Consider the following 18,703-nt stretch of genomic DNA (forward strand, 5'->3'; position numbering starts at 1 on the left):
CCGGAGAGAATTTCTACGAGCCGCGCGGCCTGTAGGCCAGGCGCTGGCGAGAAGTGGAAGCAATCTGCGACGCAGGAGGACCGGGGGTGGTCCTGCAAGTACCACCGAGGGTATCAGGTAAGAGCACAATCGAGCCATGGCCATCGAACACCCACCCGGACACGGAGAGCATCGTTGGCCCGCGGTGGTCGCGCTGCTGATCGCGCTCGGGCTGTATCTCGCGCTGCCGTCGACGTTTCTGCCGGGCATGCGTTACGGCGTCGCCGCGGTGGGGCTGGTGCTGCTGGTGCCGCTCATCGCCGTCAACCCCGTGCGCATGCGACGCCAGACCACGTGGACGCGCCGGCTCAGCGTGAGCCAGGCGCTACTGCTCGCGGCCGCCAACCAGGTCGCGCTCGTCACGCTGCTCGCGACGCTGGTCGACCCGCCCGCCGACTCGGGGCCCGGCCTGCTGCTCGCCGCCGCACAGGTGTGGCTCACCAACGTCATCGCGTTCGCACTCGTGCTCTGGGAGCTGGATCGAGGCGGCCCCGTCACGCGGTTCACTCCCCTGCGCGCGGATCTCCCGCCCGCCGACCTGCGCTTCGCCCAGGACGAGGACCACGACGCGATCGAGGAGGTCGCCGCGGCATCGTCGCGCGAGTCCGGTTGGAGGCCGCGGTTCGGCGACTATCTCTACTCGTCGCTGTCGAACTCGATGGCGTTCTCCGCCTCCGACTCGATTCCCCTGTCGGGGCGCGCCAAGGCGCTCATGGGGTTGCAGGCCTTCTCGGGATTCGTCCTGCTCGCGCTCGTGATCGCGCGCGCTGTCGCGCTTTTCGGGTAACGCGGCCCGTTGCTAGACGATGCGTCGCTGCGCCGCCCAGTGCGCAAGCTCATGACGGTTGGACAGCTGCAGCTTGTGCAGCACCTTGCCCACGTGGGTCTCGACCGTCTTGATCGAGATGAACAGCTTCTCCGCGACCTCGCGGTACGTGTAGCCGCGCGCGATGAGGCGCATGACCTCCTGCTCGCGCTCGGTGAGCTTGTCGAGGTCCTCGTCGGCCGCCGCGACCTCGCCGCCCGCCGCACCGAAGGCGTCGAGCACGAATCCCGCGAGCCGCGGCGAGAACACCGCGTCCCCTCCCGCGACCCGGCGCACCGCATCCGACAGGTCCGGCCCCGAGATCGACTTGGTGACATAGCCGCGTGCCCCCGCGCGCACCGTCGCGACCACGTCGTCCGCCGCATCGGACACGGACAGCGCGAGCACGCGAGGCGCCCCTGGCCGGTGGAGGATCTCCGCGAGCACGTCGAGCGCGCCTCCCCCGGTGCCGCCTGGCAGATGCACGTCGAGGATCACCACCTGCGGCGCCTTCGCGCGCACCTCCGCGATCGCGGACTCGACGTCGCGCGCCTCGCCCACCACGTCGATCCCGGCGTCGAGGCTTTCGCGCACCCCGACCCTGATCACGTCGTGGTCGTCGACAATCACCACGGTGACACTCATCGCGGATCCTCCTTGGGGCTGGTGATGGCGACCTCCGTGCGGCCACCCGGTCGCGAACTGATCTCTGCCGTTCCCCCGCGGCGCGTGACGCGCCCCACGATCGACTCGCAGATTCCCAGCCGACCGGCGGGCACCGCCGCGGGATCGAAGCCGGGACCGCCGTCGCGGACGAACACCTCGAGCGACGTGGCCGTGACCTCGGCGTAGACCGAGTACGGCGCGTGGGCGTGGCGCGCGGCGTTGACCACGGCCTCGCGCACCGCCTGGACCGCGGCGGCCAACGGCACCGACGTGGGCGCGTCTCCCACCGTCACGAGCTCGACCTGGATGCCGTGAGCGTCCTCGACCTCGGCGACCACCGCGGCGAGGGCCGTCGCCACCGACTCCGAGGTCGACCGACGCTCCTGGTAGAGATACGAGCGCAGGTCGCGCTCCTGAGCACGCGCGAGCCGCGCGACGGCCTCCGGATCGTCCGCCTTGGCGCGAATCAGCGTGAGCGTCTGCAGCACCGAGTCGTGCAGGTGGGCGGCGATCTCCGCGCGCTCGAACTCGCGCACCCGGCGCTCGCGCTCGACGCGCACCTGCCGGATCAGCCTGAGCCACCACGGCGCGAGCACCAGCGCCACGCCGAGGATCGCGACCACGGGCACCACGAGGAAGCGCACGAGCGGGTTCCACTCCGCGGTCCCCGCGCCAAACCACGCGAGCGCACCGAGCGCGAGGGCAAGCCCCGCCGCGGCCCTGAGCCACGCGTCTCGCGAGAACAGGCCCTTGTCCGGCCTGCGCGCGTCGAGCTGAGCGGCGTTCTCAAGCGGGCTCCACACCAGCACCACCGCGACGACGAACATCAGCAGCGGAAGCAACCACCAGGACAGCCGCGCCCACTCGTAGCGGTGCACCAGCATCGTCGCCGCGAACGCGAGCAGCACGGCCCCCAACGTGGCGCGCCACCATTGCGCGGCCGGGGAGCGGCGCTCCAGCGGCCGCGCGAGGCGCGGTGCCGCGGCGGTCATGGGACCAGGTTCGCACAGGGGGCGTCGGGGCGCCCTCGGCCATGCGGACGATGCCGGGGACGGGCGGGCGCGTCCAGGATCAGGGGCCGAATCAGGGGCTTCCCTCATAGCGCGCGCCGGGAACGCGGGGCCAGACTCGAAGAAGAATCGGAGGACTGACATGACTGACCCACAGACCCCGCCCACCGAGGCCGGGTTCTTCACCACCATCCGCGGCTGGAACATCACCCGCAGCGACTCGCGCGTCTTCAGCGGCGTCGCGAGCGGGCTCGCCGAGAAGCTGGGCTGGTCGATCGGCTGGACCCGCGCGGGAGTCGTGGGTCTCGCGATCCTGCTCAACGGGCTCGTGTTGCTCGCCTACGCGGCTGCCTGGGCGCTGCTGCCGGATCGCCAGGGCCGCATCATCATTCAGGACTTCGGACGCGGCGTTCCCAACGTGGGTGCGCTCATCGGAATCGGCATCGTCGCCCTGCTGGGCCTCGTCAACCTGGGCGACAACCGCAGTCCCTGGAACGGCTGGCCGTGGGACATGACCGGATGGCCGTGGGACTCCGGCTTTGCCTCCGACGGCATCGTCCGGGTGGTGGGCGTCGCCCTCGCGGTCCTCATCCCGCTCGCGATCATTGCCGGCGTGATCGTGCTCATCGTGGTGCTCGCGCGTCGCGGCCGTGCCGACGCCGGCGGGCAGTACGCCGCGGGTCCTCACGGTCCCACCGGCCCCGACGGTGCGCCGCCCGTCTACGCCGCTCCGCCCGCATGGGCGGCCGAGCGTCAGCGCCAGCGCGCCGCCCAATGGGAGGCCGCGGGACGGCAGGCCAACGAGGCCGTCGCGCGTGCCGAGGCCGCGGCTGGCGCCGCCGCATGGTCGACCACCCCGCCGCCGCCGGGTGCGGCGCCCACTCCGCCCCCCGCGTACTACGCGGCGCCGCCCGCTCCCCCCGTCCCCCCGCGCACCCCGCGAGTTCCCGGCCCCGGCGCGCCCTTCGGACTCCTCACGCTCGCGTGGCTGGTCATCTCCGCCGCGGGCACCGCGTGGGCGACGTGGCGCGACTGGCTCGTGGTGCATCCCCTGGTCGCGTGGTTCGCTCTGTTCGTGACGGGACTGGGCGTCATCCTGGCGCTCGTGTCCCTCGCGGGTCGCAAGCTGGGCTTTCTGGGCTTCCTCTCGGCGATGCTGCTCATCCCCACGGCCGTGATGATCATCGAGGCCGAGGAGATTCGCGACGGCTGGGCCGACCGCTACTTCCCCGAGATCCGCATCGAGCGCGACGGCGAGGAGGTCACCGGGATCGACATCGGCGACGGCGACATCGTGATCGGCGAGCCCGTTCCCGAAGTGTCTTCCGCGGAGCCCGCTCCCGGGCCCACCCTCGACGCCCTCGCGGTCTTCGCCGACGACTACGCGCAGGTCACCCTGCCCGCATGGTGCGACGCTGCCGACGAGGCGCCGAGCACCGAGGGCACCACGCGTGCCCTGCTGTCGCTCACTGACGCGACCTCGGACACCCGGGTCACACTCGACGCGCAGCACACCGTGCTCCGTGTCGCGGCAGGCACGGGAGTCACGGTGGATGTCGACGGCGCGATGGGCGAGATCTACTGGCCCAGCCGTGGGGTGTGGTGCGAGCTCGGGAGCGACTCGTTCTCGGTGGCCAACCCCGACTCCCCCAGCATCACCCTGGCCTCCACCGCGGCCGACGAGTACTACACGATCGTGATCGAGGAGGTCCAGCCATGAGCACCGATATCCGACCCCGCCGCGGCGCGGCAGAGCGCGTCACCGGGGCCATCTGGGGGGCGATCGTCGCTGCCGCGGGAGGCTTCCTCATCGCGGCCCTGTCCGGCTACGACATCGACCTCGAGCTGGTCGCGATCGTGTCGCTCACGGCCCTGGGCGGCTGGCTGCTGTTCTCCGCGATCGCGGCGGGCACGCGCCAGTCGCGGCAGGAGAGGGCCGCTCTCGCGGCCCAGCGGAAGGCCGATGCCGTGGGCACCGCACCCAACCTCGCCGCCTCCGCGGCATCGTCCCCTCGCACCGCGGCGTCACCGCGGACGGCACCCTCGGCGGCAAGCCCCGCGTCGACGCATCGGTGGAGCGAGCCCGCCCGCACGTGGGACCAGGGCGACGCCGAGACGCCGACCGAGCCCGAAAGCCGCAAGGAATCCTGATCCGCCCGCGTTCCGGGTCACTTCGACCTGGAACGCGGGTCAGTCCCGGATAGGCCCGCGAACCGGGTCACGGTCCACGGATGAAACCCCGAGTCCGCCGTCTACTCCCACTCGATAGTGCCCGGCGGCTTGCTCGTGACGTCGAGCACCACGCGGTTGACCTCGGCCACCTCGTTGGTGATGCGGTTGGAGATGTGCGCGAGCACCTCGTAGGGCACGCGCGACCAGTCGGCGGTCATCGCGTCCTCGGAGGACACGGGGCGCAGCACGATCGGGTGGCCGTACGTGCGGCCGTCGCCCTGAACACCCACGGAGCGCACGTCAGCGAGCAGCACCACGGGGCACTGCCAGATCTCCTGATCGAGACCCGCGCGGGTGAGCTCCTCGCGCGCGATCGCGTCGGCGCGGCGCAGGATCTCGAGCCGCTCCCACGTGACCTCGCCGATGATCCGGATGCCCAGCCCTGGTCCGGGGAACGGCTGGCGTCCCACGATCTCCTCGGGGATGCCCAGTTCGCGGCCCACGGCGCGGACCTCGTCCTTGAACAGCGCGCGCAGCGGCTCGACCAGCGAGAACTGCAGGTCGTCGGGGAGGCCGCCCACGTTGTGGTGGCTCTTGATGTTGGCCGCGCCCTCGCCGCCGCCGGACTCGACCACGTCGGGGTACAGCGTGCCCTGGACCAGGAACTCCACCTGCTCCCCGTGGGAGCCGGCCTCCTCGACCACCTGGCGCGCGGCGTCCTCGAACACGCGAATGAACTCGCGGCCGATGATCTTGCGCTTGGTCTCCGGGTCGCTCACGCCGGCGAGCGCGGTCAGGAACCGCTCCTTCTCGTCGCGGATGATGAGGCGCACGCCGGTCGAGGCGACAAAGTCCTTCTCGATCTGCTCGACCTCGCCCGCGCGCATGAGCCCGTGGTCCACATGGATGCACGTGAGCTGGTCGCCCACGGCCTTCTGCACCAGCGCGGCGGCCACGGCCGAGTCCACGCCGCCCGACAGCGCGCAGATCACGCGCTTGGAACCCACCTGCGCGCGGATGAGCGCGACCTGCTCGTCGATCACGTTCGACGGCGTCCAGTCGGGCTGGAGCCCGGCGACGTTGTAGAGGAAGTTCTCGATCGCGTGCTGACCCAGCGGGGAGTGCTTGACCTCGGGGTGCCACTGCACTCCGCACATGCGCTTGTCGAGGTTCTCGAACGCCGCGACAGGCGCGCCCTCGGTGGTGGCGAGCACGTCGAAGCCGGGAGGCGCCTCCTGCACGGAGTCGCCGTGGCTCATCCAGACCTCCTGGACGGCGGGGCTGCCCGCGAGCGCGGTGCCGGCCACCGCGACGGAGGCCTGGGTGCGGCCGTACTCGCGCAGGCCGGTCTTCGCGACCGTGCCGCCGAGCGCCTGGGCCATCGCCTGGAAGCCGTAGCAGATGCCCATGACGGGCACGCCGGCCTCGAACAGCGCGGGGTCGATCTGAGGGGCGCCGTCCTCGTATACCGAGGAGGGGCCGCCGGACAGGATCACCGCGGCGGGGTTCTTGGCGAGCATGTCGGCCGCGCTCATCGAGTGCGGGACCACCTCGGAGTACACGCTCGCCTCGCGCACGCGGCGCGCGATCAACTGCGCGTACTGCGCGCCGCAGTCGACGACCAGGACGGGACGGTGCTGGGTCTCGGTCACTTGGCCTCCTCCAGTTGGGCCGAGACCTCCGCGTGCACGCGGCGCTCGGCAAAGAACGACAGCAGGGGGACGATGCCGCCGGCGGCCATGTAGACCAGGCGGCCCAGGTTCCACTCCATCAGCATCCACAGCTGCGTGACGGTGGCGAGGTAGACGATGAACACCCATCCGTGCAGGATCGCGACGGGCCCGAGGATCGGGTCGAGCGTCTCCTTCACGTCCTCGAGACCGGGCAAGTACCGGAGCATTCCGACGGTCACGATGAGCAGCAGCGTGCCCGTGACGAGCGCCATCACGCGGTAGCGGGACAGCGCCCCGGGGATCTTGCTGGAAGCGTCGCTCACGCGCCGTCCTCTCGGGTTGGGGGAACGCGACCATTGTCCCGCATCCAACGGACCGTGATGAACAGCGCGAAGGCCCCGAACAGCCACCATTCGATCGCGTACGCGGCGGACCGGAAGTTGAACTCCGTGGTCGCCGGCAGCGGCTCGAGCGCGGCCCAGGACTCGGTGCCCTCATAGGACACGAGCAGCGCGCCGTAGAGGGGGGCGGGCCACACCTGGGCCAGCTCGGAGGTCGCGAGCGCGGAGGCCCAAAAGGTCCCCTCGGCGGGGGCCTGAGAGGGGGACGATGCCATGGACGCCTCGGGCGTCCGGAGATAGCCCTCGAGGGTCACGGGGCCTTCCATGGCGGGGTCGTCGAGGTCGACGCCCGTCACCTCGCCCTCGGGCTGCCACCCCACGACCACGGCGAGCGTCGCCGCCTCGCCCGTGCCCGTGGCATCGGCCGGAACCGTGAGCGCGCGCACGAGCATCTGCGCCGCGACACCGTCGACCTCGCGGCCGGTCACGACCGCCGCGTCTTCGTCGGCCCACTCCCCCGTCACCGTGACCTGGCGCCCGAGCGCGGCGCCGGCCGACTCAGCGGGGCGCAAGACGTCCGCGATGGCCACCGCGGGCTCGGGTTCGACCACGCGGCCGGTGGTCTGGGCGCGCGACCACTGCCACCACCCCAGCGCGCCACAGGCCACGACCGCGACGACCGCGACCAACACGCCCGCGACCACGCGGCCCCACAGGATGCGGCCGCGAAGCGGCGGGGTCACCGTCCGCGCCGCGCGGCCGGGTGGACGGAGTCAGGCTCGCCGAGCGCGCGCACCTTCACGCGGTCGCGGCCCGCGAGCTTCGCGTCGTAGAGAGCGTCGTCCGCGCGCTTGACCACGCGGTGGCTCATCGAGTCCGCGACGCCGTCGGCCACTCCCACGGACATCGTCACGGCGTGGACGTGCTCGCCGCACTCCACCGGGGTGCCGGCCACAAGACTTCTCATGCGCTCCATGATGCCGCCTGCCTCGTCGATCCCGGTATCCGCGAGCACCACGATGAACTCCTCGCCGCCCCACCGGCCCAGTGCGTCCGTGGTGCGCAGCTGTCCACGCAGCCGCGCGCCGAGCGCGGCGAGGACCCGGTCTCCGCAGGCGTGACCGTGCGCGTCGTTGAGTGCCTTGAAGCGGTCGATGTCCGCGATCGCGACGCAGTAGCGCGCGCCGTCGAGAGAGGCGAGCGCCTCGAGCCGCGCGGAAATCGGGCGGCGGTTCGCGAGTCCGGTGAGCGGATCGGTGTTCGCCAGGTACTCGGCCTGTGCCGCGAGCTCCGCGGCGCGCGCCTGCGCCGCGCCGGCGCGATAGTGCGCCACCACCGACAGGATGAACATCAGGGTCGCCGTGCCGATCGCGTTGACCGCGAAGATCGTGGAGATCGTGGCGTCGCCGGCCCGCGAGTACGGGCCGACCGGAGGCGCGCCCAGCTGCGTGTAGATGAAGGCCGCGGCCGAGCCGACCACGAATACCCAGCGCCAGCCGCGCTGGCGGTCCGTGAACATCAGGAACACGAGCTGTGCGGACGTGATGAGGTAGAGGTGCTGGCCGGTGCGCCAGCCGAAGAGCTGCGCCATGTAGAGCATCCCGACCGTCGCGATCGTGAGGTACATGATCGCGCCGACGAGTTGGCGCCCGCTGCGCACAACGATCAGGTTCGCAATGAAGGCGATCAGTGTTCCGGTGCTGAGCAGCACCAGCGGACCCGTGGTCTGGTCGGGGCGCATGAGGTAGGCGACAGTGAACACGAACGTGGTGCCCACGGAGATCACCGCGAAGGTCTGCACGGTGCCGGCGGCGCGGCCCTCCTCCGCCTCGAGCCCACCCGCGGGACGCTCGAAGATCGCGGACAGGAACGCGGGAAGGCGCGCCAACGCCGCGGTGATCGCACGCATCGCCATCGAGCCCCCAGTCTTGACCCGCGTGACGCGCGCACGGCAGGCCCCTCAGCTACGCGCCTCCGGGGACCCGGGCCGCGCATCGTCCCCCGCCGGAGATCTCACCCCCGACGGCAGACGCCCTCTCGCGCAGTCTACGTAACCGGTGTCCCGCATAGAAGGGCGGATTGGCGACAGTTCGACCCGATACCCCGGAGGGCATCAGGACCTTAGGCCAGGTGGCACCCCTCAGTTCATGAAACGATGGGGCCGTGGCACGAAGCATCTACATCGCCTCCGCCGAGGGGGACACGGGCAAGTCGACCATCGCACTGGGCATCACCAACCTCGTCGCCAAGCAGGTGGGCAGGGTGGGGATCTTCCGCCCCGTCGCGCGCGTCGCCGACGGTTCGGACTATGTCCTCCAGCTCCTGCTGGGTCACGACAGCATCGACCTGTCGTACGAGCAGGCGATCGGCGTGACCTACGACGACGTCCACGCGGACCCCGAGCGCGCGCTCGAGACCATCGTGTCGCGCTATCACGAAGTCGAGCGCCTGTGTGACTTCGTCGTGATCGTCGGCACCGACTACACCGACGTGTCGGCCGCGGCCGAGCTCGAGTTCAACGGACGCATCGCCGCGAACCTGGGCGCGCCCGTCGTGCTCGTGGTGCACGGACACGAGCGCACGCCCGCCGAGGTCTCCCAGGTGGTCGAGCAGGCTCGCGCCGAGCTCGCCGGCTCGCACGCGAGCGTGGTCGGGATGTTCGTCAACCGGTCCAGCGCCGCGGACGTCGACGCGATCACGGGACTGCTTCCCGCCGACCTGTGCCTGGGCGTGATCCCCGAGGACCCCGTCCTGGTGGCACCGTCCATGAAGCAGCTGCTCGACGCCGTCGAGGGCACGCTGGTCACGGGCGATCCGGCGCTGCTGTCGCGCGAGTCGCGCGGCATCATCGTGGGCGCCATGACCGCGGCCAACCTCCTCGACCGCCTCGAGGACGGCTCCGTGGTGATCGTGCCGGGCGACCGCGCCGACACGCTGCTCGCGCTGCTCGCTGCGCACGGCGCCGAGGGCTTCCCCGCGCTCACGGGCGTGATCCTCACCGGCGGCCTCGAGCCCCGCACGGCCGTCCGTCGACTGGTCGAGGGACTCGGCTCGCCGCTGCCCGTCATCCGCACCACTCTCGACACGTTCGAGACGGCCCGCCGCTGCTCGACCACCCGCGGCCGGCTGTCACGCGAAAGCCAGCTCAAGGTCGACACCGCGCTCGCGATGTTCGAGCAGCGCGTCGACGCCGACAAGCTGCGCGGCGTGCTCGACGTCGCTCGCACCGAGGTCATTACTCCGCTGATGTTCGAGTACGGACTGCTCGACCGTGCCCGCAGCCGCAAGCAGCACATCGTCCTCCCCGAGGGCGGCGACGACCGCATCCTGCGCGCGGCATCGTCCCTCCTCACCCGCGACGTCGTGGACCTCACCATCCTGGGCAACGAGCAGTCGATCCGCTCGCGTGCCGCGGAACTGGGCCTCGAGCTCGACGCCGCACGCATCATCGACCCCACGGATCCCGAATACGTCGAGCGCTTCGCGGCCTCGTACTACGAGATGCGCAAGCACAAGGGCGCGACCCTGGAGGCGGCGCGCGACCGGGTCCAGGACGTCAGTTACTTCGGCACGATGATGGTCCAGGAGGGGCTCGCGGACGGCATGGTGTCGGGCGCCGCCCACACGACGGCGCACACGATCATGCCGTCGTTCCAGATCATCAAGACCGTTCCGGGCGTCTCGATCGTGTCCTCTGTCTTCTTCATGTGCCTCGCGGACCAGGTGCTGGTCTACGGCGACTGTGCCGTGAACCCCGACCCGACCGCCGAGCAGCTCGCGGACATCGCGATCTCCTCTGCGGAGACGGCGCTGCAGTTTGGCGTCGAGCCGCGCGTCGCGATGCTGTCGTACTCGACGGGCGAGTCCGGAACGGGCTCCGACGTCGACAAGGTGCGCGAGGCGACCCGACTGGTGCGCGAGCGTCGCCCCGACCTGCTGGTCGACGGACCGATGCAGTACGACGCCGCGGTCGAGCCCTCGGTCGCGAAGTCGAAGGCGCCGGACTCCCCCGTCGCCGGGCGCGCGACCGTGCTGGTCTTCCCCGACCTCAACACGGGCAACAACACGTACAAGGCCGTGCAGCGGTCCGCCGGCGCGGTCGCCGTCGGCCCGGTGCTGCAGGGTCTGCGCAAGCCCGTCAACGACCTCTCGCGCGGCGCGCTGGTCCAGGACATCGTCAACACGGTCGCGATCACCGCGATCCAGGCTCAGAATCTCGACACTTCGGAAGGCAACGCGTGAGCGTCAACTACAACGGCATCGCACTCGTCCTCAACTGCGGCTCCAGCTCGATCAAGTACCAGGTGGTCGACACCACCCAGGAGGCGCCGCTCGCGTCCGGCCTGGTCGAGCGCGTGACGGACCACAACGAGGGCGTGCGCGCCATCATCGAGTCGCTGTCGGCGCCCGACTCGGGCGTGGACCTCGACGCGCTCACCGTGGTGGGCCACCGCGTGGTGCAGGGCGGCGCGGAGTTCAGCGCCCCCACCGTCATCGACGACTCCGTCGAGGACGCGATCGCCAAGCTCGCGGTGCTCGCCCCGCTGCACAACCCCGGCCACGTCGCCGGCATCTCCGCCGCCCGTGCCGCGTTCCCGCACATCCCGCACGTGGCCGTGTTCGACACCGCCTTCCACGCGACCCTGCCCGAGGCGGCGTACTCGTACGCGATCGACCCGCACCTCGCGCGCGAGCACGGCATCCGCCGCTACGGCTTCCACGGCACCTCGCACGGCTACGTGTCGCGTGAGTGCGCCGAGCTCATGGGCCGCGACCCCAAGGAGCTGCGCATCATCACGCTGCACCTGGGCAACGGCGCGTCCGCTGACGCCATCAAGGGCGGCGTCGCGATCGATACCTCGATGGGCCTCACGCCGCTCGACGGGCTCGTGATGGGCTCGCGCACGGGGGCCATCGACCCGGCCGTGGTGTTCCACCTCCACCGCGCCGCCGGCCTCGACATCGACGAGATCGACAACCTCTTCAACAAGCGCTCGGGCCTGCTCGGACTCACGGGCTACTCGGACATGCGCGACGTCCACAAGGCGATCGAGGAGGGCAGCCACGAGGCACGCGTCGCCCTCGACATCTACTGCCGCCGCATCAAGGGTTACGTGGGCCAGTACATGGCTCAGCTGGGCGGTCTCGACGCGATCGTGTTCACGGCGGGCGTGGGCGAGAACGACGACATCGTGCGCCTGCAGTCCCTCGCCGGTCTCGAGGAGTTCGGCATCGAGGTCGACCCCGAGCTCAACGCGGGCCGCAAGAAGGCGGCCACGCTGATCTCGACGGAGTCCTCGCGCGTGCAGGTGTGGGTCATCCCGACCAACGAGGAGCGCGAGATCGCGGTCCAGTCGATCGCGGCGGTCTCCTAGCCAGCCACAGCATCGTCCCGAGGGCCGGTCTCCCACGTGGGAGGCCGGCCCTCGGTGCGGTGGTGCGCGCTACGCACCGGCTCCTGTCGGCTCCGCCACACGGATTCGCGGCTCCGCCACACGGGCATCGGCGTGTCGGCGGCGTGTCGGGCTCGCGCACGCCCTGACGCCACGATCCCGCGCTGATCTGTGTGGCGGAGCCGCGGCTCTCGCGTGCGCTGACCTGCGCCCGGCCGTCCCTGCACGCATCGGGCTGCGTCCTGCGAGGTGCTCAGTGCCCGATCCGGCCGATTTCGGGCACTGAGCACCTCACGGGGCGCAGCGCCGCGCGGGGGGCGCGGTGCAAGGGACGATGCACGGGCCAAGAAACGACTGACCGTTCACTCAGAATTGGCCTCAGGAATGGGACCTTCGCCCAACCATGTGAACGTTAATCATGCCATCCTGAGGGTGCACCCCAAGATGGAGGAAATGATGGCACCGACGCCCTGGTCCCCCCGCGCCGCGGATTCCGTTTCCGACGCCGAGGTCGAGGCAATCGACCTGTGGTGGCGGACGGCCAACTACATGTCCGTTGGCCAGATCTACCTGCTGGACAACCCGCTCCTGCGCGAGCCGCTGCACCGCGACCACGTCAAGAAGCGCCTCGTCGGCCACTGGGGCACCACCCCGGGCCTCAACTTCATCTACACGCACCTCAACCGCATGATCACGTCGCGTCAGCAGCCGACGATGTACATCATCGGACCCGGCCACGGCGGCCCCGGACTGGTCGCCGCGAGCTACCTCGAGGGCACGTACAACGAGACCTACCCCGAGATCTCCGAGGACGAGCGCGGTCTCCAGCGCCTCTTCAAGCAGTTCTCATTCCCCGGCGGCATCCCGTCGCACGTCGCACCCGAGACGCCCGGCTCGATCCACGAGGGCGGCGAGCTCGGCTATGCGCTGAGCCACGCGTATGGCGCGGCCTTCGACAACCCGGACCTGCTGGTCGCGGCCGTGGTGGGTGATGGCGAGGCCGAGACCGGCCCGCTGGCCACCAGCTGGCACTCGAACAAGTTCATCAACCCCGCCACGGACGGCGTGGTGCTCCCGATCCTGCACCTCAACGGCTACAAGATCGCCAACCCGACGGTCCTGAGCCGCATCTCCGAGGAGGAGCTCGAGGCGCTCATGGTCGGCTACGGCCACAAGCCCCACGTCTTCACGGCCGGTTTCGACGACGAGACCCCGGCATCGTTCCACGCGCGCTTTGCCGCCGTGCTCGATGACGTGATGGACGAGATCGCGGCGATCAAGGCCGAGGCCAAGGTCAACCCCGACATGGACCGCCCGATGTGGCCCATGATCGTGCTGCGCACCCCGAAGGGCTGGACCTGCCCGCCCGAGATCGACGGCAAGCGCACCGAGGGATCGTGGCGCGCACACCAGGTGCCGCTGTCCAACGCGCGCGACACCGACGACCACCTCCACACTCTCGAGGCGTGGCTCCAGTCCTACGGTCCGGATGACCTCTTCGACGAGAACGGCGTGGTCCGCCCCGAGGTCCTGGGCGTGGTGCCCACGGGCGAGCTGCGGATGTCGGCGCGACCCGAGGCCAACGGCGGGATCCTCATGAAGGACCTGGTCATGCCCGACTACCGCGACTTCGCGGTGGACGTCCCCGCGCCCGGCGCGGCGATTGGCGAGGCGACCCGCACGCTGGGCAACTTCCTGCGCGAGATCATGCGCAACAACCCCGATAACTTCCGCATCTTCGCGCCCGACGAGCTCGCGTCGAACCGCATCCAGGCCGTCCTCGAGGTCACGGACAAGGTGTGGAACGCGGACATCGACCCCGACGACGGCCCCATGGCCCACAAGGGCCGCGTGGTCGAGATGTTGTCGGAGCACCAGTGCCAGGGCTGGCTTGAGGCCTACAACCTCACGGGCCGCCACGGCCTCTTCACCAGCTACGAGGCGTTCATTCACATCGTCGACTCGATGTTCAACCAGCACGCCAAGTGGCTCAAGGTCGCTCACGAGCTCCCGTGGCGCCGCCCCATTCCGTCGCTCAACTACCTGCTGTCGAGCCACGTGTGGCGCCAGGACCACAACGGCTTCTCGCACCAGGACCCGGGCTTCATCGACCACGTCGTGAACAAGAAGGCCGAGGTCGTCCGCGTCTACCTGCCCGCCGACGCCAACACGCTGCTCGCGACCTACGACCACTGCCTGCGTTCGCGCGACCACGTCAACGTGGTGGTCGCGGGCAAGCAGCCGCAGGCGCAGTGGCTCACGATCGAGGAGGCGGAGAACCACTTCGCTCGCGGCGCCGGCATCTGGGACTTCGCGTCCAACGTGCCGCTGGGCGAGGAGCCCGACGTCGTGATGGCCGCGGCGGGCGACGTGCCCACGATGGAGATCCTCGCGGCGATCGACATCATCCGTACGGAGCTGCCCGATCTCAAGGTGCGCATGGTCAACGTGGTCGACCTCATGCGCCTCCAGCCGGAGAAGGAGCACCCGCACGGAATGTCGGACCGCGAGTTCGACCAGCTGTTCACCACGGACAAGCCGATCGTCTTCAACTACCACGGCTACCCGTGGCTCATCCACCGCCTGACCTACCGCCGCAACGGCCACCCCAACCTGCACGTGCGCGGCTTCAAGGAGGAGGGCACCACCACGTCGCCCTTCGACATGGCGATGGTCAACGACATCGACCGCTTCCACCTGGTCATGGACGTGATCGACCGCGTTCCCGGGCTCGGCACCCGTGCGGCCTCCCTGCGCCAGAAGCTCCAGGACAAGCGCTTCGAGGCGCAGCGCTACGCCTACGAGACCGGCGCCGACCTTCCCGAGGTCGCCGAGTGGGTCTGGTCTGGCGCGGGCGCCGACGTGCAGGCCAAGCTCTCGGGCGCGCTCGCGACCGACGGCGACAACGAGTAGTCGCCTTCGCGCCTCACGGAAGGGGGCCGATGCTCCGGTTCAGCCGGAGGGTCGGCCCCCTTTCCGCGCGTGTGGGCCCGTCATGCGCCGGACTCGCCGTCGTAGTAGTCGACCGCCTCCGCGTCGCGGTGGAAGGCCACGGGTACCCCACCGACGATCAGCCCAGTCTTGCCCGAGTCGGGGTAGTGGGCCACATCGGGATCGCTCGTGGTGTCGACGTCGACGTAACGCAGCACCTCGGTGCCGTCGTTAGTGAGCCGGTGCGCGCCGGCGGGACCAGGCGGCAGCACCACGACGTGCCCCGGTCCCACCTCACGCTCCCCGTCGGGAGTCCGCAGCCGTCCGCGTCCGGACAGGATCACGTAGACCTCGGTGATCGACTCGTGCCAGTGATAGGGATACGCCGACCTGCCCGGCGGAATCTCCATGAACGCCACGGTCGCCTAATGCCCACGGCGCTCGAGCACCAGCCGCTTCGTGTACGCGAAGACGCCGCGCGACTCCTCGCGCGAGGGGAGATCGCTGCCGTCGGTGATGATGACGTGGGAGGTGTCCATGCTGCCATCGTGCACCCGGCGAACCCCGCCCACGAGGAGGTGGCGGGACGCGGCGGGAGCCGCGACAAGCCCCTAGGGCTTGAGACCCCTGCGCGTGGCGATCCATCCGGACACCACGCGCCACCCGATGAGGAACACGGCGAGCACCGCGCCCGCGACCAGCACGAACGACACCTGAACTCCTTGGCCGTAGACGGCGCGCAGCACCATCCCGCCCACGAGCGTCGAGGCCCACACGATCACTCCGGTGCGCTTCCCGTCGCACGGCCTGCGCCATGCGCGGGCGAGCAACCAGCCGAGCGCGGCACCCGTGAGGAACGGCGAGGCCGTGGTCGCGAGCCCCAGACCCGACTCACCCAGGACGCCCTCGTCGTGACTCGCACGGCCGATCGCGGAGAACGCCACGATCGCGCCGGCGTCAAGAGCGGCGGCGCCCAGCGCCGCTTGTCGGAGGTTCACGATCCGGCCCCTTCCCGTCCACGCAGGTACTCGCGGATCATGAGCACCCCGGCGACAGCGGCATCGTCCCCATGGGCACGCGCCTGCGCGCGCAACTCCCCCGGCGCGATCCGCCGCTCGCGCAGTTCGCCGCTGTGCCCGATGAGCCACTGCTCGATGCGCTCGGCGTCGACCTCGGGGTGGAACTGCAGGCCGAGCGCGCTGCCGTAGACGAACGCCTGGCACGGCGTCGCCAGCGTCGAGGCAAGCACGGTCGCGCCGGCTGGCGGCGTGATCGCGTCGCCGTGCCAGTGGAGCACCGGCGCGCCGTCGAGGTGGCGCAGGGGCGTGGACGATGCCTCGGGCGCCAGATCGAGGACGCCCCAGCCGATCTCGGGCCGGCCGGGAGCGACCGACCCGCCGAGTGCGGCCGCGAGTAGCTGCGCGCCCAGGCACACGCCGAGAGTGGACAGCTCGCGCGCGACCCGACCCTCGAGCAGCGCCATCTCCTCGGCGAGCACGGGATGGTCGTCGAGGTCGCCCACCCCGACGGGCCCACCGAGCACGATCGCGAGGTCGGCGGTGGCGAGCGGCGAGAGGTCGTCGACACCGGCGTCGAGGTACGTGACGTCGTAGCCGTATGCGGCGATCTCCGCCTCCCACAGCCCCAGGTCCTCGAACGCGACATGGCGCAACGCGACGCATTTCATGGCGCGAGCCTAGGCGATGGGGTAAGGCGCAGGTAGGCCACGCCGCGCGACTACCCTTGTCGGGTGGCTCATCTCCTAGGCGCCGAGGCGCTGCACGTCGACTTCGGCACCGGACCGGTGCTGGGCTCGGTCAGCATCGGTCTCGACGACGGCGACCGGATCGGCGTCGTGGGCGCCAACGGCGCGGGCAAGTCGAGCCTGCTCAAGGCCCTCGCAGGCCGCCTCGAGCCCCACGGCGGACGCATCACGATCGCGCGGGGCACGCGGATCGGCGTGCTCGATCAGTCCGACCACGTGGACACCGCGCTCACGGTCGCGCAGGCGATCGTCGGCGACATGGACCAGCACGAGTGGGCGGCCGACCCCCGGGTGCGCGACATCATGTCCGGCCTGGTCCCCGACCTGCCCGCCGACGCGATCGTGGGCGACCTGTCAGGCGGCCAGCAGCGACGCGTCGCCCTCGCGCACGTTCTGGTGGGCGACCACGACGCGGTGTTCCTCGACGAGCCCACCAACCACCTCGACGTCGAGGGCGTCACCTGGCTCGCGGAGCACCTCAAGCGCCGCTGGTCGGGCAACCGTGGCGCCCTCCTGGTGGTCACCCACGACCGCTGGTTCCTCGACGAGGTCACCACCAAGACCTGGGAGGTCCACGACGGCGAGGTCGACATGTACGAGGGCGGATACGCCGCGTACGTGCTCCAACGCGTCGAGCGCGACCGCATCGCCAACGTCACCGAGCAGCGCCGCCAGAACCTCATGCGCAAGGAGCTCGCATGGTTGCGCCGCGGCGCCCCCGCCCGCACCTCCAAGCCCAAGTTCCGCATCGACGCCGCCAACGCGCTGATCGCGGACGTCCCGCCGATCCGCGACTCCGTCAAGCTGCACCGCATGGCCGCCGCCCGCTTGGGCAAGGACGTGGTCGAACTGGTCCGCGTGGGCGTCACCTACGGCGACAAGGAGGTCATCCGCGACCTGGACTGGAACATCGGCCCCGGCGACCGGATCGGCCTGCTGGGCGAGAACGGCGCGGGCAAGTCCACGCTGCTGCGTCTGGTCACGGGCGAGCAGAAGCCCACCTCGGGCCGCGTGAAGACGGGCATCACGGTGCGCGTCGCGCAGCTCAGCCAGCAGCTCGCCGAGCTCGAGGAGCACGCCGACGAACGCGTGTCCGCCGTGGTCAAGCAGTTCTCCTCGATCACGCTGAGCGACGGCCAGGAGATGACCCCGGGGCAGCTCCTCGAGCGCATGGGCTTCACGTCCGCGCAGCTCAAGACGCCGGTCGGGCGGCTCAGCGGCGGCCAGCGCCGCCGCCTCCAGCTGCTGGTGGTCCTCCTGTCCGAGCCCAACGTGCTGGTCCTCGACGAGCCCACCAACGACCTGGACACGGACATGCTCGCCGCCCTCGAGGACCTGCTCGACGCGTGGCCCGGCACCCTGATCGTGGTCAGCCACGACCGCTACCTCATGGAACGCATCACCGACACCCAGTTCGCCGTGGTCGACGGCGGCCTGCGCCACCTCCCCGGCGGCGTCGACGAGTACGTCGAGCTCTCACGGCAGCGCCGCGCCGGCGGCGCCGGCATCGGCACCTTTGGCAGGGACGATGCGCGGGCCGGGTCGGGCGCCCCCCGCCAGGACGATGCCGCGGCCACCGTGCGGGCGGCCTTACCCGCCGCGGCGGCGACCCCCGCATCGTCCGCCCCAACCCTGAGCGGCGCCGAGCGCCGCGAGGTGGAGAAGGAGCTCAAGGCCGTCGAGCGGCGCATGGCCAAGCTCGAGGAGCTCACCGAGGGCACCCACAACGAGATGGTCATGCACGACCAGTCCGACTTCACCGGCCTCGCGGCCTTCATGAAGACCCTCAAGGCGTACGAGGACGAGACCGCTCAGCTCGAGGAGCGGTGGCTCGAGCTGTCCGAGCGGCTCGGCTGAGGCCTGCGCAGGGGTTCCGCGCGCGGCCGCACCCCGGTAATTTGGGTGCCC

The 18,703-nt window shown here is 70.7% G+C and carries 16 protein-coding genes; 7 read left to right on the forward strand and 9 right to left on the reverse strand.

Annotation, left to right across the window (positions count from 1 at the left end):
* Nucleotides 1–136: 136 nt before the first annotated feature.
* Nucleotides 137–826, forward strand: a complete 690-nt coding sequence (locus tag ABEA62_RS06615) for a hypothetical protein (RefSeq protein WP_286215090.1) — start codon at nucleotides 137–139, stop codon at nucleotides 824–826.
* A 12-nt stretch (nucleotides 827–838) separates the two neighbouring features.
* On the opposite strand, the gene ABEA62_RS06620 is transcribed toward ABEA62_RS06615, so the two are convergent.
* Nucleotides 839–1,489: a response regulator gene (locus ABEA62_RS06620; protein WP_286215088.1), complete on the reverse strand. Its 651-nt coding sequence runs from the start codon at nucleotides 1,487–1,489 to the stop codon at nucleotides 839–841.
* Nucleotides 1,486–2,502 (reverse strand): sensor histidine kinase, encoded by a 1,017-nt coding sequence (locus ABEA62_RS06625; RefSeq protein ID WP_286215086.1) that lies wholly within the window; start codon nucleotides 2,500–2,502, stop codon nucleotides 1,486–1,488. Before ABEA62_RS06625 ends, ABEA62_RS06620 begins: the two co-directional genes overlap by 4 nt.
* 160 nt (nucleotides 2,503–2,662) lie before the next feature.
* Between ABEA62_RS06625 and ABEA62_RS06630 the strand changes: the two genes are divergently transcribed.
* Together ABEA62_RS06630 and ABEA62_RS06635 are read left to right on the forward strand one after the other, a co-directional pair.
* Nucleotides 2,663–4,240 carry a PspC domain-containing protein gene (locus tag ABEA62_RS06630; RefSeq protein ID WP_345379230.1) on the forward strand — a complete coding sequence of 526 codons (1,578 nt, stop codon included), beginning with the start codon at nucleotides 2,663–2,665 and terminating at the stop codon, nucleotides 4,238–4,240.
* A complete protein-coding gene (locus ABEA62_RS06635; RefSeq protein WP_286215083.1) occupies nucleotides 4,237–4,671 on the forward strand; it encodes a hypothetical protein in 435 nt (144 codons plus the stop codon). The genes ABEA62_RS06630 and ABEA62_RS06635 overlap by 4 nt, the downstream gene beginning before the upstream one ends.
* A gap of 101 nt (nucleotides 4,672–4,772) precedes the next feature.
* Here the strand turns inward: ABEA62_RS06635 and guaA are convergent, their stop codons facing one another.
* The 4 genes from guaA to ABEA62_RS06655 are packed head-to-tail and all read right to left on the reverse strand — an operon-like array spanning nucleotide 4,773 to nucleotide 8,621.
* Nucleotides 4,773–6,344, reverse strand: coding sequence for a glutamine-hydrolyzing GMP synthase (gene guaA / locus ABEA62_RS06640; protein ID WP_286215081.1), 1,572 nt, complete (start codon nucleotides 6,342–6,344; stop codon nucleotides 4,773–4,775).
* Nucleotides 6,341–6,688: a DUF3817 domain-containing protein gene (locus ABEA62_RS06645; RefSeq protein WP_286215079.1), complete on the reverse strand. Its 348-nt coding sequence runs from the start codon at nucleotides 6,686–6,688 to the stop codon at nucleotides 6,341–6,343. The genes guaA and ABEA62_RS06645 overlap by 4 nt, the downstream gene beginning before the upstream one ends.
* Nucleotides 6,685–7,449, reverse strand: coding sequence for an SURF1 family cytochrome oxidase biogenesis protein (locus ABEA62_RS06650; protein WP_345379234.1), 765 nt, complete (start codon nucleotides 7,447–7,449; stop codon nucleotides 6,685–6,687). Before ABEA62_RS06650 ends, ABEA62_RS06645 begins: the two co-directional genes overlap by 4 nt.
* Nucleotides 7,446–8,621, reverse strand: coding sequence for a GGDEF domain-containing protein (locus tag ABEA62_RS06655; RefSeq protein ID WP_286215075.1), 1,176 nt, complete (start codon nucleotides 8,619–8,621; stop codon nucleotides 7,446–7,448). Before ABEA62_RS06655 ends, ABEA62_RS06650 begins: the two co-directional genes overlap by 4 nt.
* A 248-nt stretch (nucleotides 8,622–8,869) precedes the next feature.
* Between ABEA62_RS06655 and pta the strand changes: the two genes are divergently transcribed.
* From pta to ABEA62_RS06670, 3 genes are all read left to right on the forward strand, one after another.
* Nucleotides 8,870–10,948, forward strand: a complete 2,079-nt coding sequence (gene pta / locus ABEA62_RS06660) for a phosphate acetyltransferase (RefSeq protein ID WP_345379236.1) — start codon at nucleotides 8,870–8,872, stop codon at nucleotides 10,946–10,948.
* Nucleotides 10,945–12,081 (forward strand): acetate/propionate family kinase, encoded by a 1,137-nt coding sequence (locus ABEA62_RS06665; protein ID WP_345379239.1) that lies wholly within the window; start codon nucleotides 10,945–10,947, stop codon nucleotides 12,079–12,081. Before pta ends, ABEA62_RS06665 begins: the two co-directional genes overlap by 4 nt.
* A gap of 474 nt (nucleotides 12,082–12,555) precedes the next feature.
* On the forward strand, nucleotides 12,556–15,012 hold the full coding sequence (locus tag ABEA62_RS06670) for a phosphoketolase family protein (protein ID WP_286215073.1): 2,457 nt from the start codon (nucleotides 12,556–12,558) through the stop codon (nucleotides 15,010–15,012).
* Between the two features lie 80 nt (nucleotides 15,013–15,092).
* Here the strand turns inward: ABEA62_RS06670 and ABEA62_RS06675 are convergent, their stop codons facing one another.
* The 3 genes from ABEA62_RS06675 to ABEA62_RS06685 all read right to left on the reverse strand — a co-directional run bounded on the left by ABEA62_RS06675 (nucleotide 15,093) and on the right by ABEA62_RS06685 (nucleotide 16,717).
* Nucleotides 15,093–15,440, reverse strand: coding sequence for a cupin domain-containing protein (locus ABEA62_RS06675; protein WP_286215069.1), 348 nt, complete (start codon nucleotides 15,438–15,440; stop codon nucleotides 15,093–15,095).
* A gap of 201 nt (nucleotides 15,441–15,641) precedes the next feature.
* A complete protein-coding gene (locus ABEA62_RS06680) occupies nucleotides 15,642–16,028 on the reverse strand; it encodes a DUF3054 domain-containing protein (protein ID WP_286215067.1) in 387 nt (128 codons plus the stop codon).
* The gene (locus ABEA62_RS06685) at nucleotides 16,025–16,717 is read right to left on the reverse strand and encodes a glutamine amidotransferase-related protein (RefSeq protein ID WP_345379243.1); all 693 of its coding nucleotides are present in this window, start codon (nucleotides 16,715–16,717) and stop codon (nucleotides 16,025–16,027) included. The genes ABEA62_RS06680 and ABEA62_RS06685 overlap by 4 nt, the downstream gene beginning before the upstream one ends.
* A 63-nt stretch (nucleotides 16,718–16,780) precedes the next feature.
* Between ABEA62_RS06685 and ABEA62_RS06690 the strand changes: the two genes are divergently transcribed.
* Nucleotides 16,781–18,652, forward strand: coding sequence for an ABC-F family ATP-binding cassette domain-containing protein (locus ABEA62_RS06690; protein ID WP_345379245.1), 1,872 nt, complete (start codon nucleotides 16,781–16,783; stop codon nucleotides 18,650–18,652).
* Nucleotides 18,653–18,703 lie beyond the last annotated feature (51 nt).

It is taken from the genome of Demequina sediminis (assembly GCF_039545075.1).
In the GTDB taxonomy this organism is placed as follows: domain Bacteria; phylum Actinomycetota; class Actinomycetes; order Actinomycetales; family Demequinaceae; genus Demequina; species Demequina sediminis.